Genomic DNA, 21,454 nt, shown 5'->3' with positions numbered 1-21,454 from the left:
CCCCGCGCCCCGGCCAGGCCCGGCCCCCCGGTGGAATGGGCCGTCCCGGGTGATATGTCTGGGATGATCGGTGGCCATGGACTTCCCCGTGGCGCTGATCGTCTCCCTCTCCGCCCTGGTACTGATCATTCTGCTGGCCGGCGTCGCCCGGCGGCTCCTGGGAGTCAGGCTCGGGGCCCTGCGCACGTTCCTGGCCGCGCTGCTCGCCTTCACCATCGCCGCGCCGATGCTCTCGCCGATCTTCGGCTCGTTCCCCGCGGGACGGGACGCCGATCCCGGCATCGGAGCCGTGTGGGTGGTCCTGCTCGTGACCATGTGCGTGGTGCTCATCCCCATGGTGATCCTCGTGCTGGCCGAGGCGCTGGTGCCGCCGGGCTCCATCCCGGGGCCGCTGGAGCTGGCCCGGTCGCTGCGCGGCCGCATCTCCAGGGCCAGGCGCTACTCCCAGATCACCCGGATCGCCATCCGGCACGGCCTCGGCCCGTACCTGCGCGGGCGCGGCGACCGGGTCGAGGACCGGCCCGGCAGGCAGCGGCTCGCGGCGTCGCTGCGCCGGGCGCTCGACGACGGCGGCGTCACGTTCGTCAAGCTGGGCCAGGTGCTGTCCACGCGCCGCGACCTGCTGCCGCCGGAGTTCGTGGAGGAGCTGGGCCTGCTGCAGGACCGGGTCGCGCCCGCCCCGTGGGAGCAGGTCGAGCCGGTGCTGACCGCCGAGCTGGGCGGCCCGGCCGAGACCGTGTTCGCCGAGTTCGACCGTACGCCGCTGGCCGCCGCGTCCATCGCCCAGGTGCACGCCGCCCGGCTGCGCTCCGGTGAGAGCGTCGTGGTGAAGGTGCGCCGGCCGGACATCGACCAGATCGTGGCCAGGGACCTCGACATCGTGCGCCGCCTCGCCGCCACCCTGGAGAGCCGCACGCGCTGGGGCCGCTCGCTCGGGGTGCGCGACCTGGCCGAGGGGTTCGCGACGGCGCTGCGCGAGGAGCTCGACTTCCGCGTCGAGGCGGCCAACATGGCCGCCGTCACCGCGTCCCGGCCGGCCGCCCCTGCCGGGACGTCCGGTGGGGGCGCAGACTCAGGGCGGATCGCGGTCACGTACCCGGCCCCCGTCACGGCGCTGTGCGGCGAGCGCGTCCTCGTCATGGAGCGGCTGACGGGCCGCCCGCTCGCCGCCGCCGCCGGCGCGGAGAGCGGCCCCGAGGTCGCCCGCGCCCTGCTCGACTGCCTGCTCCGGCAGGTGCTCGTCGAGGGCGTCTTCCACGCCGACCCGCACCCCGGCAATCTCATGCTGCTCGACGACGGCACGCTCGGCCTGCTCGACTTCGGCTCGGTGGGCCGCCTGGACACCTCCATGCGCTCCGCCCTCCAGCGGTTCCTGCTCGCCATGAACCGGCAGGACCCCCTGGCCGTGACCGACGCGCTGCTGGAGGTGATGCCGAGGCCCGAGGACATCGACGAGCCCGCCCTGGAGCGCGCCCTCGGTCAGTTCATGGCCAGGCACCTGGTGCCGGGCGCGGCGAGCGTCCAGATGTTCACCGACCTGTTCAGGATCGTCTCCGGGCACGGCCTGTCCGTCCCGCCGGAGGTCGCCGCCGTGTTCCGCGCGCTGGCCACGCTGGAGGGAACGCTGCAGCGGCTGGCTCCGGGGTTCGACCTCATGGGTGAGGCGCGCTCGTTCGCCGGACGCCACCTCGCCGAGCGGCTCGACGGCGGGGCGCTGAAGGAGACCGTCGTCCAGGAGGTGACCGCGCTGCTGCCCATGCTCCGGCGCCTGCCCCGCAGGATGGAGCGCATCGCCAGCGCCGCCGAGCACGGCCGCCTCGGCGTCAACGTCCGCCTCCTCGCCGACGACCGCGACCGCCGCTTCCTGACCGGGCTGCTCCACCAGGTGCTGCTCACGGTGCTCGGGGCCACGGCGGGGCTGATGGCGGTGCTGCTCCTCGGCGTCCAGGGCGGCCCGCGGGTGACTCCCGCGATCAGCCTTTTCCAGCTCATCGGATACAACCTGCTCGTCATCAGCGGAATCCTGGTGCTGCGGGTGCTGGCCGTCGTCTTCCGCCGCCCCCGCGAGCAGCGCCCGTAGCCACTCAGGCCGGTAAGAACCACCCTCCCGATCATCACTGTGGCCCCGCCGGTGACCGAACTTCATTCTGTCGATCTCTAGCGAGTGAACGTCATCGCATGTCAGAGGCGCGCCGGAGCCTCGTACCGGCTTGGGGCGCAACTTGACCTTGACCTGGTGTTGGACATCCCCGACATCGGGCAGGTTCCCGGCCATGGCCACCACATTGAGATCCTTCGGGAGTAGAGGGTGAGAATCATCGGGATCGCCGCGAGCCTCCACGCAGGATCCTTCATCAATAGATTGCTCACCGCGGTGGGCGGGGAACTGCCGCCCGGCGTGGAGTTCACGCCCTGGACGGGGCTCGCCACGGTGCCGCCGTTCACCGGCGGACCGATGCCCGACGCGCCCGCCGATCTGCGCCGCCTGGTCGACCAGGCCGACGCGCTGCTGCTGATCGCGCCCGAGCACAGCCTGCTGCCGGTCGAGCTGGGGGACGCGCTGCGGTGGATGTCCGCCTCCGGCGCCCTGACCGGCAAGCACGTCGCGGTGATGAGCGCCAGCGCCCGCGCCTGCGGCGCCATGTGGGCGCAGGCGGAGCTGTACCGGCAGCTCAGCGAGGCGGGAGCCATGGTCATGGGGGCCGAGCTGGTCATCTCGCCGCTGTGCCCGCACTTCGACGAGCGAGGCCGCCTGACCGTGGGCCGGCTGCGCGAGCAGGTGCGGGACGTGGTGAGCCGCCTGTGCCCTGCTCCGGTCGGCGAGCCCGTGCCCGTCATGGAGCCCGTACCGGTCAGGCAGCCCGTGCTGAGGCGCGACGCCGCCCTCACCGCCTGACGGCGCGGACACCGTTTCACACTCCGGCGTCACACTCCGGCCCGACCGCGCACCGGTCGGGCCGGAGCCGTTCCGGAGAAAAGCCGTTGGCCGCGGCACATGTCCGCTCGGTACGGTGAAGGGGTCACCGGAACCCCGGTCACGGCGAACGACAGGAGCAGACCACCATGCCCGGCCCGCTGGTCGTCAACGACGCGGTCGTCATCCCCGACGCCGAGCTCGTGTGGCGCTTCTCCCGCTCCTCCGGCCCGGGCGGCCAGGGCGTCAACACCACGGACAGCCGGGTGGAGCTGACGTTCGACGTGGCGGCCAGCACCGCGCTCCCGCCGGCGCTCAAGGCCCGCGCCCTCGACCGGCTGGGCTCGCCGGTCGTCACGATCGCCGCCTCGGAGTACCGCTCGCAGCTGCGCAACCGTGAGGCGGCCTGCCAGCGGCTGGCGCAGCGCCTGAGGGAGGCGATCGCGCCCCCGCCCAAGCGCCGCCGCCCCACCAAGCCGGGCCGCGGGGCGGTCGAGCGGCGCATCGCCGCCAAGAAGCAGCGCGCCGACCTCAAACGCCTCCGCCGCGACCCCTGACCGGCCCGACACGCGGGCGTGCGCTCGCCTGCGCCGCCGCGATGCGGTAGGACCACGGCATGGAAATCTGGATCAACCCCGCCTGCAGCAAATGCGCGAGCGCGCTCTCCCTGCTGGACGCCGCCGACGCCTCCTACACCGTCCGGCACTACCTGGAACAGCCGCCGACCGCCCAAGAGCTCGAAGAGGTGCTGCGGCGCCTCGGCCTGCAGCCCTGGGACATCACCCGCCTCAACGAGCCCGCCGCGGCCGAGCTGGGCCTCACCTCCTGGCCGCGCGACGACGGCCACCGCCACCGGTGGATCACGGCGCTGGCCGACCATCCCGTCCTGATCCAGCGGCCGATCATCACCGCGGACGACGGGACGGCGGTGGTGGGCCGCTCACCGGACGCCGTCCGCTCCGTCCTGGAGCGCGAGCCGGCCCGGCAGGACGAGGAGTAGCCCCCCGTCGATCTTGTGATGGTGGGATGCAAGCGACATGTGCGACCATCGCCGGGAATCCGCGGGTCTAGTGGGGAGGCGCTGTGGCGGGGATCGTCGGCGTGCACGGAATCGGGAAGTACACCTACTACGTCGACGCCGGCAACTCGGCGAGCGGGGCGGCCGAGGCGATGCGCCTCAAGTGGAACCGCTACTTACACTCGGCGCTCGGCGGGGAGGCCCGGCCGTACATCACCGAGGTCGCCTACTTCTCGCACCTCCTGCACGACCGCGCCCCCGAGCAGGGCCCGCAGGCGTTCGCCGCCATGGGGACCGACGCCCACCACGTGCTCGCCGAGTGGGCCCGGCAGTGCGGCTGGGGCGAGCACGTCACCGGCGCGCTCCGCACGTTCACCGGCTGGCTGCTGACGCGGCTCGACGCCCGCTCGGCCGCGTTCGCCCAGCTCTTCGCGCCCGAGGTCGCCGCGTACCTGACGGACCCCGTCAGGCGGGAGCGGTCGCGGCAGGCCGTCGCCGCGACCATCCGGCGCAACCGGCCGCGCGTCGTCATCGCCCACTCCCTGGGCAGCGTCGTCGCCTACGAGGCGCTCTGGTCCGACCCCGGTGTCGAGGTGGACCTGCTGCTGACCCTCGGCAGCCCCCTCGGCATGCGCAACGTCGTCTTCGAGCGCCTCCTGCCCGCGCCCGTCAACGGCCGCGGCGGGCGCCCGCCCGGCGTCCGGCGGTGGGTGAACATCGCCGACAAGGACGACATCGCCGCCATCCCCCCGGACCTGTGCGACAGCTTCGCCGGCGTCGACGTCGAGGAGCTGGTGAACCTGGACTGGATCGACTTCCACACGGCCGAGAAGTACCTGGGCTGCCCGGCGATCGACCCGCATCTGCGACCCTTTCTGTCATGAGATGGATCGTCTTCGACTACGGCAACGTCCTGTCGACGCCCCAGCCCGAATCCGAGGTCGACGAGATGGTCCGCGCGGCGGGCGCCGACCCCGTGGCGTTCCGGGCCGGGTACTGGAAGCACCGCCTCGACTTCGACCGGGCCGTCCTGACGACGGAGGAGTACTGGTCGGCGGTCCTGGGCCGGTCCGTGGACCCGGGGGAGGCGGCGCGCCTGAACGCCATGGACGTGGCGAGCTGGTCGCACCCGGACGAGGGCGCGGTCGAGCTCCTCGGCGAGCTGCTCGCCGGCGGCAGGGGCGTGGGCCTGCTGTCGAACGCCCCCGCCTCCCAGGCGGACGGCCTGGAGGCGCTGCCCTGGGTCGCCGCCATCCCGCACCGCGTCTTCAGCGGCCGGATCGGCGTGGTCAAACCCGATCGCGCGGTCTACGACCACCTCACCCGCGAGCTGGGCGCCGACCCCGCCGACGTGATCTTCGTCGACGACCGCCCGGCCAACGTGGCCGGGGCCCGGGAGGCGGGCATGACCGGCGTCCTGTTCACGACGGCCGGCGCGCTGCGCGCCGACCTGTCCGCTCTGATCACCGTCTGATCACCGTCTGATCAGTGCTGATCCACGCGGAGGCCCACGGCCTCGACCGACGCTGTTCACTCGTACGTGGCGCCGCTGTCATGGCCGGGTCAGCGGCGCCGGACATACCTGAGGCGTGAACCGCAGATCCTTCCTCACCGCGGCGGCGGCCGGCCTGCTCACCCAGGCCGGCGCCCTCACCACCCCCACCTCACCGGCGGGGGCCTCCGCCTCGCTCGCGGCCGGCGGCTCCCGTGCCCTCAAGGGAGACCCGTTCACGCTGGGCGTCGCCTCGGGCGACCCCTCCACCGACGGGTTCGTGCTCTGGACCCGCCTCGCCCCGGACCCGCTGGGCGGTGACGGACGCGGCGGCATGCCGTCCCGCGACGTGGACGTCGACTGGCAGATCGCCGCCGACGAGCGCTTCGGGTCCGTCGTCCGCTCCGGCACCGCCACGGCCCGCGCGGGCGCCGCGCACAGCGTCCACGTCGAGGTGGACGGCCTGGAGCCGGGCCGCGAGTACTTCTACCGCTTCCGCTCCCAGGGCCGCCTGTCGCCCGCCGGCCGTACCCGGACCGCGCCCGCGGGGGAGCGGCCCCTCGCGTTCGCCGTGGCCGCGTGCGCCCACTACGAGCACGGCTACTACACCGCCTACCGGCGGCTGGCCGAGGAGGAGCCGGAGCTCGTCGTCTTCCTCGGCGACTACATGTACGAGTACGGCCCCAGCGGCTACACCGCGCTCGCCGGCCGGGTCCGCACCCACACGCCCGGCAAGTGCGCCACGCTCGCCGACTACCGGCTCCGCCACGCCCAGTACAAGAGCGACCCCGACCTCCAGCTCGCCCACGCCACCGCCCCGTGGCTGGTGGCCTTCGACGACCACGAGATCGAGAACAACTGGGCCGGCTCCGTCTCCAGCACCGGCGCGCCCGGGTTCGCCGGCCGCCGCGCCCACGCCTTCCGCGCCTACTACGAGAACATGCCGCTGCGCCGCGCCAGCCTGCAGGGCGCCGTGCTGCGGGTCAACCGGCGCGTCTCCTGGGGGTCGCTGGCGCGCTTCCACCTGCTCGATACCCGCCAGTTCCGCGACGACCAGGCGTGCCTGGACGGCGTGCGGGCCGGCTGCGACGACCGGCTCGACTCCGGGCGGACGCTGCTCGGCCCGGACCAGTGGAGCTGGCTGGAGAGCGGCCTGCGCGGCTCCACCACCCGGTGGAACCTGCTCGGCCAGCAGATCATGATGACGCAGCGCGACTACAAGGTCGGGCCGGGCCGCGAGGTGAACCTCGACTCCTGGGACGGCTACGCCCCCGAGCGCACCCGGCTGCTCGGCTCGCTCGCGGCCACGTCCAACCCGGTCGTCCTGACCGGCGACGCCCACATGCACCACCTGGCCGACCTGAAGACCGACTTCGACGACCCCGACGCGCCGGTGATCGCCAAGGAGCTCATCGCCTCCTCGATCGCCAGCGACGGCGACGGCTACCGCGACAAGGCGTGGATCGCCGAGGCGCTGTCGGAGAACCCGCACATCTCGTTCGTCGACCAGCGGCGCGGGTACCTGATGGCCAGGCTCACCCGCGAGGAGCTCTCGGTGGACTACCGGACCCTCGACTACATCTCCCGCAGGGGGGCCCGGGCGAGGACGGCGCACCGGGTCACGATCCCGTCGACGGCCCAGGCCCGCGCCTGACCGCCTCTGGGCTCGGCCGTCGCTGGGCCCGGTCGTCACTGGGTCCGGCCGGCTCTGGCTGACTCTCTCCTGTGCGGACGCTGAAGGTTCGCTCAGCGTCCCGGCCAGGACCCGTCGGGGAACCCGTTCGCCGAGCCGCCCTCCAGCACCACCTGGTCGCTCTCGCTGAGGCCCGAGATGACCTGCACGTACTGGTCGCCGCGCACGCCCGTGCGCACCACGCGGGTGGCGTCCCGGCCGCCCGAGCGCACGGTGACCACCGAGGCGCCGTCCGCGCGGCCGCGCACCGCCGCGACGGGCACGTAGACGGCGTCCGCCGCGCTGCCGGTCGTCACCACGACCGACGCCGTCTGACCCAGCATGATCCCCGACGGCGGCTCGTCGAAGGCCAGCGCGACGGAGTAGCGGACGAGGCTGCCGTCCGTGGTGGCGGTCGGGGCGATGCCGGTCACCCGGCCCGTGTACCGCTGCCCGGGGCGCGTGGCCAGCGTGATCTGCGCCTTCTGGCCGATCTTGAGCCGGTTCACGTCGGACTCGGTGACCATGGCCTGGACCTGCTGCTCGTCCAGGTCGCCGAGGCTGACGAACGTGCCGCCGCCGGCGGCGTCACCGGCCCGGCCCGCGAGCGACAGGACCGTGCCGGCGGCCGGGGCCACGATGCGGGTGCCCCGTACGGCGTCGGCGGCCTGCTCCAGCGCCGCCTGGGCGCGGTCGACGTTCGCCTGCGCCTGCTCCTCGCTGAGCCCGCCCTTCGCGCCGCCGCCCGGCGCGCACGCCCCCTGGGAGGGACGCGCGCCGCTGGAGGCGCGGGTGCTGGGACCGCCCGAGGGCCGGCCGGACGGCTTGCCCGACGGCTTGCCCGTGGGCTTGCCGGTCGCCTTCCCGGTCGGCTTGCCGGTGGGTCTGCCGCTGGTCGCCGGGCTGGCCTTGCCGGTCGGACTGGCGCTCGCGCCGCCGGTGGGACGTCCTGTGGGGGAGGCGGTAGGGGTGGGAGCGGGGCCGCCCGTCGGTCCGCCCGTCGGTCCGCCAGTCGGTCCGGCCGTGGGCTCCGTGGTCGAGGGGCGGGTCGGCGGCGCGGCGGTGACGGTCGTGGTCGCCGTCGCCGTCGCGGTCGCCGTGACCGTGGCCGTCACTGTGGCCGTCACGGTGACGGTCGCCGTGGGCCGCGGCTCGGCTGGGGTCGGGTCCGGCTCCGAGTGGCCGGGAGTGCGCGCCGCCGAGGAGGGCGTGGGCGTGGGGGAGGCGGCCGTCCCGTGGAGAGGGGCGGCCGTCCGGCCCTCCACCGTGGCCTGTACGGACGCTGCGGTCTGTCCGGACGCCGCGGCCTGTACGGGCGCTGCGGCCTGTACGGGTATTGCGGTCTGTACGGGCGCCGCAGCTTGTGCGGGTGCCGCGGCCTGCACGGGCGTCGTGGCCTGCCTGAACGCGGCTGCCCGGACGGCGACCCCCTGGACGGCTGCGGCCGGGGCCGCCGAGGAGGACGGGGCGCAGGACGAGGTGGCCGTCGTGGCCGACGACGCGTTCTCCAGCGCCTCCTCGGCCGCCGCCAGGTCCGCCTCGGCCGCCTCGTACGCCTCACGCGCGGCGCGGCCGTCGATCCGGGCCAGCACCTGCCCCTTGCGCACCTTGGCCCCGACCTTGACGTACACGCGCGTCACGGTCCCCGAGCCGCCGAAGGCCAGGTCACGGCGCGACCCGTCGACGGTGTTGCCGGCCGCCGTCACCGAGGCGGTCACCACGCCGCGCCTGGCCGCCGCCAGCTGTATCCGGGCGGTGGCCGGGGCGTCGTCGCGCAGCGCTACGGCCAGGCCGGAGCCGCCCGCCAGGACGGCCAGGGCCAGCGCGCCCAGCGCGAGCGCCTTCGGCCGCGAAGTCGGTCTCATGACGGCCCATCCTGGCGCGGCAGGTTCACGCCCTCCTGCGAGCCGGCTCAGAGTTCGCTGTGTGCCTTCGGGGCGGCGGCCGTTGTCAGCGAACCTTCAGCAAGCTCCCGGCTCGGGCGCAGGCTGGTGTGCCAGGGTCACCGGCTGTGAAGGTGTCCCCCAGGCGCAGAGCGCCGACGACCACCACCAGCCGCAGGACGCTGGTGACCAACGGAGCGCTGGTGGTGCTCCTGCTGGGCGGTGCCGCGTTCGCCTACGCCCAGCTCGGCACGGACGAGGCGGCCGGCGAGACGGCCCTGCGGACCGCGACGGCCGGCCGGGGCGGCGTGACCGCCTCCGTGACCGCGTCGGGCTCCGTGGAGAGCGCCAAGAGCAGGGCGCTGACGTTCGGCACGAGCGGCACGGTCGAGCGCATCAACGTCAAGGCCGGCGACAAGGTCAGCAAGGGCGACATCCTCGCCGAGGTGGACGACGCCGCCGCGCGGGAGACCCTGTCGGCCGCCGAGGCCACGCTGGCCTCCGCCACCGAGGACGGGACCTCCACCGCGCAGCTCTACGCCGCCTACGTCAAGGCCCGCAACGCCTACCGCGAGGCGAGCCGCACGGTCGTGGGCACCGTGATCCGGGCGCCCTTCGCCGGCACGGTCACCGCCGTGAACGGCAGCGTCGGCGGCTCCTCCGCCGGCTCCGGCTCCTCCTCGGGCTCAGGGCAGACCCAGTCCGGCCAGTCGGGCGCGAGCAGCTCGTCCGGCTCGTCCGGCTCGTCCGGTACGTCGGGCTTCATCGAGGTGGCCGACACCCGCAAGCTCCAGCTCGTCGGCTCGTTCACCGAGTCGGACGCCGGCAAGCTGAAGGTCGGCCAGAGCGCCACCGTCACCTTCGACGCGCTGCCCGGCGTCACCGCCACCGGCAAGGTGAGCCAGATCCAGCCGGCCGCCGCCACCAGCAACAACGTCGTCCAGTACCCGGTGACGATCACGTTCGGCAGCGTGCCCGCGCAGGTCCGGCTCGGCCAGACCGCCACCGTCGAGGTCGTCGTGGGCAGCGCCGAGAACGCCGTCACCGTCCCCACCGCCGCGATCTCCACCAGCGGCGGCCAGAGCACGGTCACGCTGCTGAAGAACGGCGGCCAGGTCAGGACCCCGGTCCAGGTGGGGGTGCGCGGCACCGCCACCTCGGAGATCACCTCCGGCGTGTCCGAGGGCGACGTGGTCGTCCTGCCCTCCGTCAGCACCGGCACGGGCACGGGCACCGGCCAGCAGCGCGGCTTCGGCGGCGGTTTCCCCGGTGGCGGGGGCGTGCCCGGAGGCGGGCGGTGACCGCGCCCGTCCTGCGCGTGCGGGACCTGGTCAAGGAGTACGGCGAGGGCGACGCCCGGGTCCGTGCGCTGCGCGGCGTCGACCTCGACGTCGACAAGGGCGACTACGTCGCCATCATGGGCGCCTCCGGCTCCGGCAAGTCCACCCTCATGAACATCCTCGGCTGCCTCGACGTCCCCACCTCCGGCAGCTACCGGATCGACGGCGCCGACGTGGGCCTGCTCGACGAGCACCAGCTCGCCCTGCTGCGCAACCGCAGGGTCGGCTTCGTGTTCCAGTCCTTCAACCTGATCCCGCGGATGAGCGCGCTGGCGAACGTGGAGCTGCCGCTCGTGTACGGCGGCGTCGGCCAGGCCGAGCGCCGCGCCCGCGCGCTCGCCGCGCTGGAGCAGGTGGGCCTGTCCGACCGGGTCCACCACGAGCCCAACCAGCTCTCCGGCGGTCAGCAGCAGCGCGTCGCCGTCGCCCGCGCCCTCGTCACCGCGCCCGCCCTACTGCTGGCGGACGAGCCCACCGGCAACCTCGACACCGCCTCCACCCGCGACGTGCTCGACATCCTCGACCGGCTCAGCCAGTCCGGCCGCACGATCGTGCTCATCACCCACGAGGACGACGTCGCCGCGCACGCCAAGCGGGTCATCCGGCTCGTGGACGGCGAGGTCGTGGAGGACCGCCGGCAGGCGCCCGTCGACGGCCCGCCGCCGAGGCTCGCGGAGGCCGCCCGGTGAACCGGCTGGAGATCGTCCGCTTCGCGCTGCGCGGCCTGCTGGCCAACAAGATGCGCAGCGCCCTGACCACGCTGGGCATCCTCATCGGCGTCGCCGCGGTCATCCTGCTCGTCGCCGTCGGCGAGGGCTCGTCCCAGAGCATCCAGCAGAACATCCAGCGGCTCGGCGCCAACACTCTCACCATCTCGCCGTCCTTCACCGGCGGAGGCACGGGCGGCGGCCGGGGCGCCCCCGGCGGCGCAGGCCAGAACACCGGCCCCCGCACGCAGGCCAGGCAGCTCACCCTGGCCGACGCCGAGGCCCTGGCGGACAGGGCGGCCGCCCCGTCGGTCGCGACCGTCTCACCCGTCGTGACCGCCGGCTCGGCCACCGCCACCTACGAGGCCGCCAGCCACACCGTCTCTCAGCTCGTCGGCACCTACCCGAGCTACTTCGAGGCCATGAACAAGCAGGTGGAGCGGGGCACGTACTTCTTCAACGACGACGTGCTGGCCGCCCGCAAGGTCATGGTGCTCGGCACGACCGTGGCCGAGGAGCTGTTCGGGGACCTCGACCCGGTCGGCCGGCAGGTGAGCGTGTCGGGCGTGCCGTTCACGGTCGTCGGCGTGCTCAAGGAGAGCGGCTCCAGCGGCATGCAGGACGCCGACGACGTGGCCGTCGCGCCGCTGCCCGCCGTCCAGCAGAGCCTGACCGGGTTCGGGTCGCTCGGCTCGATCGTCGTCCGGGCCACCGGGGCGTCCGCCACCGGGACGGCGCAGGCCGAGGTCACGGCGCTCCTCAACCAGCGGCACGGCATCACCGGCACGGCCGCCGCCGACTACCGCATCCTCAACCAGGCCACCCTCCAGGAGACCGTCAGCGCGGCGACCGGCACCTTCACGGTGCTGCTCGGCGCGGTCGCGGCGATCTCCCTGCTGGTCGGCGGCATCGGCATCACCAACATCATGCTGGTCACCGTCACCGAGCGGACCAGGGAGATCGGCATCCGCAAGGCCATCGGCGCGCCCCGCGGCGCGATCCTCGGCCAGTTCCTGACGGAGGCCACGCTGCTGAGCCTCGTCGGCGGGCTGTCCGGGGTGCTCGTGGCCTTCGTCGGCACCCGGTTCACCATCGCCGGCATCGAGCCGGTGCTCGTCCCGTCGTCCGTCGTGCTGGCCCTCGGCGTGTCGGTCGGCATCGGGCTGTTCTTCGGCAGCTATCCCGCCAACCGGGCCGCCAAGCTGAGGCCGATCCAGGCCCTGCGCCACGAGTGACGCGTCCCCCATCCCCGTATCCCCCTAGGAGACTGACATGGCCGAGCCCGACAGCTCGCTCGACTCCTCGCCGTTCCGCGACGACCTGCGCGAGGAGCTGGCCGTCCAGCCGCGCAGGGCGCCGTCCAGGCTCACGCTCGCGCTCGGGGCCGGCGTGGTGCTGGTGGCCGGCGTGCTGATCGGCATCCAGGCGCACAAGACGCTGGGCGGCGACGCCGTGCCGGCCGCCGCCGGCCGGCAGCCGGGCGCCGGGCCCCAGGGGTACGGCCAGCGCGGCAGCGGCATGCCCCAGGGGTACGGCACGCCGCCCGGTTACGGCGGGCAGCCCGGGGGTCAACCAGGAGGGCAGCCCGGCATGGGCCGCATGGGAGGCGGCGGGACGGTGGGCACCGTCGAGAAGGTGGCGGACGGCAAGGTATACCTGAAGGCCATGGACGGCTCCACCGTCACCGTCACGACCACCGGCTCGACCACGGTGCAGATCTCCAAGCCCGCCAAGGTGTCCGACCTGGCCACCGGCACCACCGTCGTGGTGCGCGGGCAGAAGGCCGCCGACGGCTCGGTGTCGGCCGTGTCGATCACCCAGGGAGGCGGCGGCCGATGAGCGTCCCCGAGGCCAGGCTGCTGGTCGTCGACGACGAGCCCAACATCAGGGAGCTGTTCTCGGCGAGCCTGCGCATGGCCGGCTTCGAGGTGTTCACCGCCGCCGACGGCAAGAGCGCGCTGCGGGTGGCCGAGGAGCGCGCGCCCGACCTCGTCATGCTCGACGTGATGCTGCCCGACCTCGACGGCCTGACCGTCGCCACCCGGCTGCGCTCGCGCGGCCGGCGCGTCCCGGTGCTGTTCGTCACCGCCAAGGACACCCCCGAGGACCGGCTGGCGGGGCTGGGGCTCGGCGAGGACTACGTCACCAAGCCGTTCAGCCTGGAGGAGGTCATCGCCCGCATCCGGGCGGTGCTGCGCCGCACCCGCCGGGGCGCGCCCCTGCCCAACCGGCTGCGCTCCGGCGACCTGGAGCTCGACGTGGAGACGCACGAGGTGTGGCGCAACGGGCTGCCCGTGCGGCTGTCGCCCACCGAGTTCCGGCTGCTGCGTTACTTCATGCTCAACACCGGCCGGGTGCTGTCCAAGACCCAGATCCTCGACCACGTCTGGAACGGCGACTGGCGCACCGACGTCGGCCTCGTCGAGTCGTACGTCTCCTACCTGCGGCGCAAGCTCGACACGGGCGAGCGCCGGCACCTGCACACCCTGCGCGGCGTCGGCTACATCCTGCGCCCGCCGAAGGACTGACCCGGGGGACATGAGCGTGGGGCGTGGGAGTGAGGCCGTCCGCGGCGTGCGGCGCCGCCTGGCGCGCGCCCCGCTGTGGCTGCGCCTGGTCTCGGCGACGCTGCTGATGGTCACGCTGGCCATCGCGCTGACCGGGCTGTTCGCCGTCCGGCTGCTGCGCGGCTACCTCGTGGAGCGGGTCGACCAGCAGCTCCACTCCGCCAGCCGCCCGGCGCGCGTGCCGCCGCCCCCCGACCCCGCCGCCGGCCCCCGGTCGCCTGAGCGCTTCTACGGTCTGTTCCACGGCGTGCTCGTCGACGCGGGCGGCACCGTGATCCGCAGGTTCTCCGAGTCCACCGACGTCTACACCCCGAACCTGCCACTCCTGACCAGCGCCGAGGTCGCCCGCCGCGCCGGCCGTCCCTTCACCGTCGAGTCGCTGCCCGCCGACGGGCCGCTGTGGCGGGTGATCGCCGTGCCCGCCCGCGACGGCGCCAGCCGCGTCATCGCGATCAACCTCGGCGACGTGGACGGCACCGTCTCGCAGCTGATGCTCATCGTCGTCGTGGGCGGTGGCGGCACGCTGGTCGTGCTGGGGATCGCCTGCTACTGGGTCGTACGGCGGAGCCTGCGCCCCCTCGGCGACATCGCCCGCACCGCCCGCGACATCGCCGGCGGCGACCTGTCGCGCCGGGTGCCGCTGTGGGCCGCCACCACCGAGGTCGGCAAGCTCGGCCGGGCACTCAACGGCATGCTCGGCCGGATCGAGGTGGCGGTGCGGGAGCGGGAGGCGGCGGCCGAGGAGGCCCGCCGCTCGGCCACGGCCGCCCAGCGCTCGGAGGAGGTCATGCGCAGGTTCATGGCCGACGCCTCCCACGAGCTGCGCACCCCGCTCACCTCCATCAGGGGCTTCGCCGAGCTGTACCGGCTGGGCGAGGAGCGGAGCCTGGACGAGGCGGTCCGGCTGCTCGGCCGCATCGAGGGACAGGCCGCCCGCATGGGGCTGCTGGTGGAGGACATGCTGCTGCTGGCCCGGCTCGACCAGCGGCGCGCCCTCGACCGGCGCCCCGTGGACCTGCTGAGCCTGGCCGCGACCGCCGTCATCGACGCGCAGACGCTCGCCCCCGACCGGGTCATCGAGCTGGTCCGGCTCGACGGGGGAGAGGGGCCCGTGCCGGTGGTCGGCGACGAGCCGCGCCTGGGCCAGGTGCTGGGCAACCTCATCGGCAACGCGCTCACCCACACGCCGCCCGGCACGCCGTTCCGCGTCGGGGTCGGCGTGTTCGGCGACCGGGCGGAGCTGGAGGTGGCCGACGAGGGGCCGGGGTTCCCGCAGGAGATCGCGGAGCTGGTGTTCGAGCGGTTCTACCGGGCCGACCCGGCGCGCGGCACCGGCGGGGCCGGGCTGGGCCTGTCGATCGCGGCCACGCTCGTGGAGGCGCACGGGGGCGCGATCACCGCCTCCTCGCAGCCGGGGAAGGGCGCGGTCTTCCGCGCCGTCCTGCCCGCCGCCGAGCCGGGCTCCTACCCCAGCGCGTAGCCGTACAGGCCGGTGCCCTCGCCCAGCTCCCGCGCCCGGCCGGGCCGCACCCCCGGGTACGCGCCCGGCTTGCGCGCGCCCGGCACGAGCCACACCGCGCCCTTGTCCGGCTCGGCCACCACCAGCCCGTCAGCCGGTCCTCCAGGCGCCTGCTTCGCCGCCGTCACGGACAGGGCCGACACGTGCTCACCGCGCGCGGCCGGCAGCACGGCCGGGACCGCGCCGCGCCCCTTGACCAGCACGTCCCCGTGGCGGGTCAGGCCGCCGCGCGGGTCGGAGGCCAGCACCTGCACCGCGTTCTCGCCCGGCACCCCCACGGCCAGCTCGTCGTCGCCGTCGCCGTTGAAGTCACCGGCCGCCAGCGCCGCACCGAACCGGTCGTAGTAGCGCGGCTCGCCCCGCAGCAGCCGCTGCGTCCACATCTCGCTCCGGGCACCCCGCAGCCCGGAGCGGCCCCCGTAGAGCACGTGCACGGCCCCGTCGCCGTAGTCCATCGCCCGCTGGTTGGCGCTCAGCCCCTCGCCTGGCACCCCGACGGCCAGGTCGTCGCGGCCGTCGCCGTCGAAGTCGCCGGACGTCAGCGCCGCGCCGAACGCGTCCCACTTCTCCGCCGAGCCCTTGATCCCCGCGCTGCTCTGCGTCAGGGCCAGGGCCCGGCCGCGCGCGACGTCGAGCACGGTCACCGAGCCCTGGCCGTCCTGGGTGACGCTGTCGGCGGGCGCGCCCACGGCCAGCTCCTCGCGGCCGTCGCCGTCGAAGTCGCCCGTCGCGAGCGTCCCGCCCCACTGGTCGGTGACGTTCGCGGCCTGCCGCACCCAGCGGGTCCGCTGCGTGATCTCGTACGGGCCGCGCCCCTTCATCCAGTAGACGACCACCGCGCCGCCCCGTCCCCGGGTGGGCGCGCCCACGGCCAGCTCGTCGCGCCCGTCGCCGTCCAGGTCGCCCGCCGCCAGCGTGGCGCCGAACCGGTCGCTGGACGGCTTGCGCGGCACGAGCCGCTCGCCCGCGCGCAGCCCCTCCGGGGAGCCGTGGAAGACCTGGACCGCGCCGTTGCCGTCACCGCCCGGCACCCGCTCGCCCGCGAACTCCTCCGACACCCCCACCGCCAGGTCGGCGCACCGGTCACCGTCGAAGTCCCCGGTGGCCAGCGCCGAGCCGAACGCGTCGCCCGGCTCGGCGTCGTCCTGGACGAGCCGCACCTTCCGCCCGTCGCCGTACAGGACGGTCACGGAGCCGGCGCGCCGGTCGTCGTACGGCGCCGCCACGGCGAGATCGGGACGGCCGTCGCCGTCGAAGTCGGAGGCCCCGCCGCCGCACGACCGCGCCGCGGCGGCCGTACCCGCCGCGGCGTGCGCCGGGCCGGAGGCGAGAGGGAGGAGCAGACATGCGGCGAGCAGCGCTTTCATGTCTCCAGTGATGACTCCCCGGAAGAAACCGGGCCTGAACGGCACGGGAACGCGCCAAGAGGTCCGGATGCACATCGACCCCCGCGAACGGGAAGCCCGGCCGGCGCGGGGATCCCATCCCGGACCGGCCTGGGAGCGTGCCAGGATAGGCGCGTGGCTATCGACGTGGCGGACATCGATCTCGCGGACCTGGACTTCTGGCGCAAGCCCCCCAAGGAGCGCAACGAGGCGTTCGCCCGGCTCCGGCAGCTGGAGCACCCGGTGTTCTTCGAGGAGAAGCGGGTGCCACTCCTGCGCTCCGGCAAGGGCTTCTACGCCCTCGTCCGCCACGCCGACGTGGTGGAGGCCAGCCGCAACGCCAAGGTGTTCTCCAGCGAGCCGGCCGTCACCAACCCCGAGCCGCCCGGCTGGGTGAAGCAGGTGTTCGGCGAGTCGATGGTCAACATGGACGACCCCCGCCACGCCCGCCTGCGGCGCATCGTCACCCGTTCCTTCAGCCCGCGCATGCTGGCCGGTCTGCAGGGCGACATCGAGGCGGCCTGCGCGCGGATCGTCGACGACGTGGTCAAGGACGGGCCCCGTGACTTCGTCCACCAGATCGCCGCCCGGCTGCCCATCCACGTCATCTGCGACATGCTCGACATCCCGCAGGAGCTGCGTGAGAAGGTGCACGAGCACGTCGACGTCTCCACGGCCTACACCGGCGTGCGCCCCAGCCTGGCCCGCAGCATCCAGCTCGCCGGGCAGAACATGCTGGCCCTGCTGGCCCTCCAGCGCATGGTGATCAAGCTCGGCCACGAGCGCGCCGCCGACCCCAAGGGCGACCTCATCTCGCTGCTGGTCACCGCAAACCCCGACGGCGAGAAGCTCACCGACAAGGAGCTGGGCTCCTTCTTCGCGTTGCTGCTGGTCGCCGGCAACGAGACCGCGCGCAACACGATGGCCCACGGCATCAAGCTGCTCACCGACCACCCCGCCCAGCGCGAGCTGCTGACGAGCGACTTCGACGGCCACATCAACAACACCATCGAGGAGATGGTCCGCCACGTCTCCCCGATCATGCAGTTCCGGCGCACCGTCACCCAGGACTACTCCCTGCGCGGGCTGGAGCTGAGACAGGGCGACAAGGTCGTGCTCTTCTACGGCTCCGCCAACCGCGACGAGAGCGTCTTCCCCGACCCCGACGCGTTCGACATCACCCGCGACACCAAGCCGCACGTCGGGTTCGGCGGGCCGGGGCCGCACTTCTGCCTCGGAGCCAACCTGGCCCGCCAGGAGATGCGCACGATGTTCCGCGAGCTGCTCACGCGGCTGCCGGACATCCGGGCGGTCGGCGAGCCGGAGCTGTTGCTGTCCAACTTCGACAACAGCGTCCGCAGCCAGCCGTTCACGTTCTAGGGTCGCGGGGACTTCAGCGGCCGGCCCGATCCGGGTCGAGCACGTTCGTCCTGATCGTGAGGAACGTGATGGCCGCGGAGACGAACATCATCACCGCGCTGACCAGCATCGCGCTCCGGAAGCCCGCGTCGAACACCGCCGGCTGCTCGAACGCGTCGCCGACCAGGCCCACGAGCGGCGGCACCGCGGCCACCGCGAGCAGGCTGCCCGTGCGCGCCACCGCGTTGTTGACGCCGCTGGCCGTGCCCGCGTAGCGCTCCTCGGCGGTGGCCAGCACGGTGGCCGTCAGGGGGGCCACCGCCGCCGACAGGCCGAGACCGAAGACGGCCACCGCCGGAAGGACCTGGAGCAGGTACGAGGCGCCGGTGGAGATCGTGCTCATCCACAGGAACCCGGCGCCCGCCACGACGATGCCCGCCGTCATCGGCAGACGCGGCCCGAACCTCTTGGCCACCTCCCCGGCCGGCGCCGACAGCAGCAGCATCAGGACGGTCGTCGGCAGCAGCGACAGGCCCGCCGCGATGGGCGAGAACCCGGACACCACCTGGAGCTGCACCACCAGCAGGAAGAACACCACACCCATCGCCGCGTACATGATCAGCGTCACCACGTTGACCGCGGTGAACACCCGGTCGCGGAAGATCCCGACCGGCACCAGCGCGTCCGGCGAGCGCCGCCGCTCGACCAGCACGAACGCCACACCCAGCGCCACGCCGGCGATCAGCGGTGCGGGGGCGCTCAGGTCGATCAGCCCGTACGTGACGCCGGCCAGCGCCAGCGCCGCCAGCACCGCGCCGAGCACGTCGAAGCGGCCGGAGGCCTGCTCGTCCCTGCTCTCGGGCACGTGCCGCGCGGCGACCAGCACCACCAGCGCCGCGAACGGCAGGTTGATGAGGAACGCCCACCGCCAGCCCGCCCACTCCACCAGCCAGCCGCCGAGCAGCGGCCCCACGGCGGCGGCCACGCCGCCCAGCCCGGACCAGGCGCCCACCGCGCGCGGCCGGTCGTCCTTCACGAACGACGCCTGGATGATGGCCAGCGACCCGGGCGTGAGCAGCGCCCCGCCCACCCCTTGCAGCGCCCGCGCGGCCACCAGGAACCCCACGTCGGGGGCCAGCCCGCACATCGCGGACGCGATCGCGAACCACACGGTGCCGATGACGAACACCTTGCGCCGGCCGAACCGGTCGCCGAGCGACCCGCCCAGCAGGATGAGGCCGGCCAGCGTGAGCGTGTAGGCGTTGACCGTCCACTGCAGGCCCGCCATGCCGGCGTCCAGCTCCTTGCCGAGGAAGGGCAGGGCGACGTTGACGATCGTGCTGTCGAGTAAGGTCAGGCCGGATCCGAGGACGGTGGCCGCGAGGATCCACCGTCCCCGGGCGGACGAGAGCTGGATGTGGCCGTTCTCCATGGGCCCATCCTGTCATCGGCCCGAGGCGGACCTTGATCTCCCCCCGACCCCGGCGGTCAGCTCCCGGCGCGGGCTCCCAGGGCGCGCAGCACGAAGGCCGACACCCGCTCCCCGGCCCGGTCCACGGTGTCCGCGCCGCTGACCAGGGGCACCCGCTCCGCGCCGATCACGGCCAGCACCATGCGCGCGGTCGCCGCCACGTCCGGCACCTCGAAGTCGCCCGACGCGGCGCCGCTCTCCAGGATCTCCGCCAGGATCCGCTGCATGGGGGCGACGTGCTCGGCCAGCCGCTGGTAGGCGTCAGGGCCGAGGGCGGCGCCGAGGTCGGCGGGGCCGGGATGCGGGTGGGCGACCAGGCCGGTGAGCTGGAGCCGCACGTACGCGCGCAGCCGCTCGGCGGGGGTGGCCCCGTAGGGCAGCTCCCGCTCGTAGCTCTCGATGAAGTAGCTGGTGACCTGCTCGGTGAACGCGAGCAGCAGCGCCGCCTTGTCGGGGTAGTAGTTGTAGAGCGCGGTCCTGGTGATGCCGGCCTCGTGGGCGACGTCGGTCATCGAGAGCGCGTCGATGCCCTGCTCGCGCGACAGGCGGGAGACCGCCTGGAGGATGCGCTCGCGCGTGCGGGCGCGGTGCTCGCCGATGGTCGCGGCGGAGATCCGGGGCATAGGGTCATGGTAGGCGGCGCGCCCGCCCGGGCGGAGGGGGAGCCCGGACCTGTGACGGCGCGGTGACCTACGCGGCCGCGCGCACCGTGTGCAGCAGCTCGGCCAGTACCTCGGTGTTGAGCTGGTAGGCCAGCTTCACCTCGCGGATGACGCGCTGCCGCTCCTGCTCGTCGAGGCTTTCCCCGAACGCGTCCAGCCGGGACCGGTACTCCTGCTTGAACCTCGGCAGGCTGCCCACCTGGTCGAACACGTAGAAGTCGACCCCGCCGCCCTGCGCGTACCCGTAGATGCGCTGGAGCTCCATTCGGATGAACTGCCCGCCCGACAGGTCGCCCATGTAACGGGTGTAGTGGTGGGCGACGTACCCGCCGGGCCAGCCGGCCACCTGCTCGATCCTGGCCACCAGGGTGCGGGTGGACTTCGACGGGGTGATCCGGTCGCGCCATCCTTCGCCGTAGATCGTGGCGAGGTCGCGTTCCAGCGCCCGTCCGCGGTACAACTCGGGGAACACGAACCGTCCCGCCACCGGGTGGTCCGTCAGCTCACGGGACACGCCGTCGAGCGCCGCGTACGCGAAGTGGTGCTGCGCGACCATCTCGCCGTACTCGGCGGCACTGAGCCGGCCGCCCATGAGCTCCGTGAGGTAGCTCTCGCCCTCGGCCGCCTGGTGGTCACCCCACGTGGCGTTCCTCAACGCTTCGGAGAACGACGTCACACCCACACCCCATCACGTGCCGCAGTTTCACGACACAGTGTCACAAACCCGCGGCCCTCCCGTCAAGCGGATGATGACACCGTGTCGTCAAAAATCGTGGTCGCCCGCGCTCCCTTTCTGCTGCCCGCAGAATTCCGTTCCCCAACAGAACGGCATTCTTTATAAAAGCGGATAAATGGCTCCTGTGGGCGCCTCGCATGCGTGCCGCTGGTCGAGGAAACGCCCTGTGACCAGTACGATCCCTGAAGGAAAATTGATCCGAGCTTGATTCACGAGTACCCACACGGGGCGGTCTCGATGTTATGTACTCTTCCGTCGAGAGGGCTCCACGCGCCCTCGGAAGTGAACATGAATGCGCATCGTATTCACGTTCGGTGAACGGCCGTCATGCGGAGAGAGGCAACGCCCCGGCGTCAGTGGGCGAGGGGGACGGCGGCATCCTGTTGCAGCAGGAGTCGTCCCCCTCGGCCCGTCGGCGCCCCGTCACGCGCAACGAAGGCGACTCGACATGACTCAACACCCATTCCCGATGTTCGTCACCCCTCATGAGGCGGGTGCTTCACCGGCGGCGAACAGCTACTCAGCGTATCTGCTCGGTCACCACCCCGCCGGGCGAACTCCGGCACGGGATCGCGGGGAGCCGCCGGTCGCCGTCGAGGCGGGCGACGTCCCTCCCGGCGAGGACGCCGCGCCGGCCGACTGAACTTACATGATTACGATCGCTCTGAGCGAACATCGGCAAGGAAGGGAACACTGGCGGGCTCTGATGAATTGAGTCTGTATAACTCA

Annotated in this window: 20 protein-coding genes; 15 read left to right on the top strand and 5 right to left on the bottom strand. The window is 73.5% G+C overall.

Going from position 1 to position 21,454, the window contains the following annotated elements; translation table 11 throughout:
• Positions 1–76 precede the first annotated feature (76 nt).
• The 7 genes from AB0H64_RS01615 (at position 77) to AB0H64_RS01585 (ending at position 7,078) form a co-directional block, all read left to right on the top strand.
• Positions 77–2,080, top strand: coding sequence for an AarF/UbiB family protein (locus tag AB0H64_RS01615; protein ID WP_357618786.1), 2,004 nt, complete (start codon positions 77–79; stop codon positions 2,078–2,080).
• A gap of 228 nt (positions 2,081–2,308) precedes the next feature.
• The gene (locus tag AB0H64_RS01610; RefSeq protein WP_357618783.1) at positions 2,309–2,896 is read left to right on the top strand and encodes an NAD(P)H-dependent oxidoreductase; all 588 of its coding nucleotides are present in this window, start codon (positions 2,309–2,311) and stop codon (positions 2,894–2,896) included.
• Between the two features lie 167 nt (positions 2,897–3,063).
• Positions 3,064–3,471, top strand: a complete 408-nt coding sequence (arfB, locus tag AB0H64_RS01605; RefSeq protein ID WP_357618780.1) for an alternative ribosome rescue aminoacyl-tRNA hydrolase ArfB — start codon at positions 3,064–3,066, stop codon at positions 3,469–3,471.
• Between the two features lie 59 nt (positions 3,472–3,530).
• Positions 3,531–3,914: an ArsC/Spx/MgsR family protein gene (locus AB0H64_RS01600; RefSeq protein ID WP_357618777.1), complete on the top strand. Its 384-nt coding sequence runs from the start codon at positions 3,531–3,533 to the stop codon at positions 3,912–3,914.
• An 83-nt stretch (positions 3,915–3,997) separates the two neighbouring features.
• Entirely contained in the window at positions 3,998–4,816 is an 819-nt protein-coding gene (locus AB0H64_RS01595; RefSeq protein WP_357618774.1) for a hypothetical protein, read from the top strand.
• The gene (locus tag AB0H64_RS01590) at positions 4,813–5,406 is read left to right on the top strand and encodes an HAD family phosphatase (protein WP_357618772.1); all 594 of its coding nucleotides are present in this window, start codon (positions 4,813–4,815) and stop codon (positions 5,404–5,406) included. Before AB0H64_RS01595 ends, AB0H64_RS01590 begins: the two co-directional genes overlap by 4 nt.
• A 115-nt stretch (positions 5,407–5,521) precedes the next feature.
• Complete coding sequence (locus AB0H64_RS01585; protein WP_357618770.1) at positions 5,522–7,078, top strand: alkaline phosphatase D family protein; 1,557 nt, start codon at positions 5,522–5,524, stop codon at positions 7,076–7,078.
• Positions 7,079–7,170: 92 nt separating this feature from the next.
• Here the strand turns inward: AB0H64_RS01585 and AB0H64_RS01580 are convergent, their stop codons facing one another.
• On the bottom strand, positions 7,171–8,961 hold the full coding sequence (locus AB0H64_RS01580; RefSeq protein WP_357618767.1) for an efflux RND transporter periplasmic adaptor subunit: 1,791 nt from the start codon (positions 8,959–8,961) through the stop codon (positions 7,171–7,173).
• A 146-nt stretch (positions 8,962–9,107) separates the two neighbouring features.
• On the opposite strand from AB0H64_RS01580, the gene AB0H64_RS01575 reads away from it, so the two are divergent.
• The 6 genes from AB0H64_RS01575 to AB0H64_RS01550 are packed head-to-tail and all read left to right on the top strand — an operon-like array spanning position 9,108 to position 15,073.
• Complete coding sequence (locus tag AB0H64_RS01575) at positions 9,108–10,280, top strand: biotin/lipoyl-binding protein (RefSeq protein ID WP_357618764.1); 1,173 nt, start codon at positions 9,108–9,110, stop codon at positions 10,278–10,280.
• Positions 10,277–11,008: an ABC transporter ATP-binding protein gene (locus tag AB0H64_RS01570; RefSeq protein WP_357618761.1), complete on the top strand. Its 732-nt coding sequence runs from the start codon at positions 10,277–10,279 to the stop codon at positions 11,006–11,008. Before AB0H64_RS01575 ends, AB0H64_RS01570 begins: the two co-directional genes overlap by 4 nt.
• Positions 11,005–12,261: an ABC transporter permease gene (locus AB0H64_RS01565; protein WP_357618760.1), complete on the top strand. Its 1,257-nt coding sequence runs from the start codon at positions 11,005–11,007 to the stop codon at positions 12,259–12,261. The genes AB0H64_RS01570 and AB0H64_RS01565 overlap by 4 nt, the downstream gene beginning before the upstream one ends.
• Positions 12,262–12,298: 37 nt before the next feature.
• Complete coding sequence (locus AB0H64_RS01560) at positions 12,299–12,865, top strand: hypothetical protein (protein ID WP_357618757.1); 567 nt, start codon at positions 12,299–12,301, stop codon at positions 12,863–12,865.
• Positions 12,862–13,554, top strand: a complete 693-nt coding sequence (locus AB0H64_RS01555) for a response regulator transcription factor (RefSeq protein WP_310714105.1) — start codon at positions 12,862–12,864, stop codon at positions 13,552–13,554. Before AB0H64_RS01560 ends, AB0H64_RS01555 begins: the two co-directional genes overlap by 4 nt.
• A 10-nt stretch (positions 13,555–13,564) precedes the next feature.
• Positions 13,565–15,073, top strand: coding sequence for a HAMP domain-containing sensor histidine kinase (locus tag AB0H64_RS01550; protein ID WP_357618754.1), 1,509 nt, complete (start codon positions 13,565–13,567; stop codon positions 15,071–15,073).
• On the opposite strand, the gene AB0H64_RS01545 is transcribed toward AB0H64_RS01550, so the two are convergent.
• The gene (locus AB0H64_RS01545; RefSeq protein WP_357618752.1) at positions 15,058–16,479 is read right to left on the bottom strand and encodes an FG-GAP and VCBS repeat-containing protein; all 1,422 of its coding nucleotides are present in this window, start codon (positions 16,477–16,479) and stop codon (positions 15,058–15,060) included. The genes AB0H64_RS01550 and AB0H64_RS01545 overlap by 16 nt on opposite strands.
• 153 nt (positions 16,480–16,632) lie before the next feature.
• On the opposite strand from AB0H64_RS01545, the gene AB0H64_RS01540 reads away from it, so the two are divergent.
• Complete coding sequence (locus tag AB0H64_RS01540) at positions 16,633–17,877, top strand: cytochrome P450 (RefSeq protein WP_357618749.1); 1,245 nt, start codon at positions 16,633–16,635, stop codon at positions 17,875–17,877.
• A 13-nt stretch (positions 17,878–17,890) separates the two neighbouring features.
• Here the strand turns inward: AB0H64_RS01540 and AB0H64_RS01535 are convergent, their stop codons facing one another.
• The 3 genes from AB0H64_RS01535 to AB0H64_RS01525 form a co-directional block, all read right to left on the bottom strand.
• On the bottom strand, positions 17,891–19,288 hold the full coding sequence (locus tag AB0H64_RS01535; RefSeq protein WP_357618746.1) for an MFS transporter: 1,398 nt from the start codon (positions 19,286–19,288) through the stop codon (positions 17,891–17,893).
• Between the two features lie 56 nt (positions 19,289–19,344).
• Positions 19,345–19,950, bottom strand: a complete 606-nt coding sequence (locus tag AB0H64_RS01530; protein WP_357618743.1) for a TetR/AcrR family transcriptional regulator — start codon at positions 19,948–19,950, stop codon at positions 19,345–19,347.
• A 67-nt stretch (positions 19,951–20,017) separates the two neighbouring features.
• Positions 20,018–20,671, bottom strand: coding sequence for a biliverdin-producing heme oxygenase (locus tag AB0H64_RS01525; RefSeq protein WP_357618740.1), 654 nt, complete (start codon positions 20,669–20,671; stop codon positions 20,018–20,020).
• Between the two features lie 502 nt (positions 20,672–21,173).
• On the opposite strand from AB0H64_RS01525, the gene AB0H64_RS01520 reads away from it, so the two are divergent.
• Positions 21,174–21,368, top strand: a complete 195-nt coding sequence (locus AB0H64_RS01520; RefSeq protein WP_357618737.1) for a hypothetical protein — start codon at positions 21,174–21,176, stop codon at positions 21,366–21,368.
• The last annotated feature ends 86 nt before the right edge of the window (positions 21,369–21,454 follow it).

The sequence above is a fragment of the Nonomuraea sp. NPDC050733 genome (assembly GCF_040654215.1).
Taxonomy (GTDB): domain Bacteria; phylum Actinomycetota; class Actinomycetes; order Streptosporangiales; family Streptosporangiaceae; genus Nonomuraea.
Note: the sequence above shows the minus strand (reverse complement) of the source record. Positions and strands in the feature narration are given on the sequence as shown.

Excerpts from the sequence above, each read along its gene's own strand:
- AB0H64_RS01555 (WP_310714105.1), top strand. The coding sequence starts at position 12,862 with ATGAGCGTCCCCGAGGCCAGGCTGCTGGTCGTCGACGACGAGCCCAAC.
- AB0H64_RS01530 (WP_357618743.1), bottom strand. The coding sequence starts at position 19,950 with ATGCCCCGGATCTCCGCCGCGACCATCGGCGAGCACCGCGCCCGCACG.
- AB0H64_RS01550 (WP_357618754.1), top strand. The coding sequence starts at position 13,565 with ATGAGCGTGGGGCGTGGGAGTGAGGCCGTCCGCGGCGTGCGGCGCCGC.
- AB0H64_RS01545 (WP_357618752.1), bottom strand. The coding sequence starts at position 16,479 with ATGAAAGCGCTGCTCGCCGCATGTCTGCTCCTCCCTCTCGCCTCCGGC.
- AB0H64_RS01600 (WP_357618777.1), top strand. The coding sequence starts at position 3,531 with ATGGAAATCTGGATCAACCCCGCCTGCAGCAAATGCGCGAGCGCGCTC.
- AB0H64_RS01535 (WP_357618746.1), bottom strand. The coding sequence starts at position 19,288 with ATGGAGAACGGCCACATCCAGCTCTCGTCCGCCCGGGGACGGTGGATC.
- arfB (WP_357618780.1), top strand. The coding sequence starts at position 3,064 with ATGCCCGGCCCGCTGGTCGTCAACGACGCGGTCGTCATCCCCGACGCC.
- AB0H64_RS01580 (WP_357618767.1), bottom strand. The coding sequence starts at position 8,961 with ATGAGACCGACTTCGCGGCCGAAGGCGCTCGCGCTGGGCGCGCTGGCC.
- AB0H64_RS01615 (WP_357618786.1), top strand. The coding sequence starts at position 77 with ATGGACTTCCCCGTGGCGCTGATCGTCTCCCTCTCCGCCCTGGTACTG.
- AB0H64_RS01590 (WP_357618772.1), top strand. The coding sequence starts at position 4,813 with ATGAGATGGATCGTCTTCGACTACGGCAACGTCCTGTCGACGCCCCAG.
- AB0H64_RS01560 (WP_357618757.1), top strand. The coding sequence starts at position 12,299 with ATGGCCGAGCCCGACAGCTCGCTCGACTCCTCGCCGTTCCGCGACGAC.
- AB0H64_RS01520 (WP_357618737.1), top strand. The coding sequence starts at position 21,174 with ATGACTCAACACCCATTCCCGATGTTCGTCACCCCTCATGAGGCGGGT.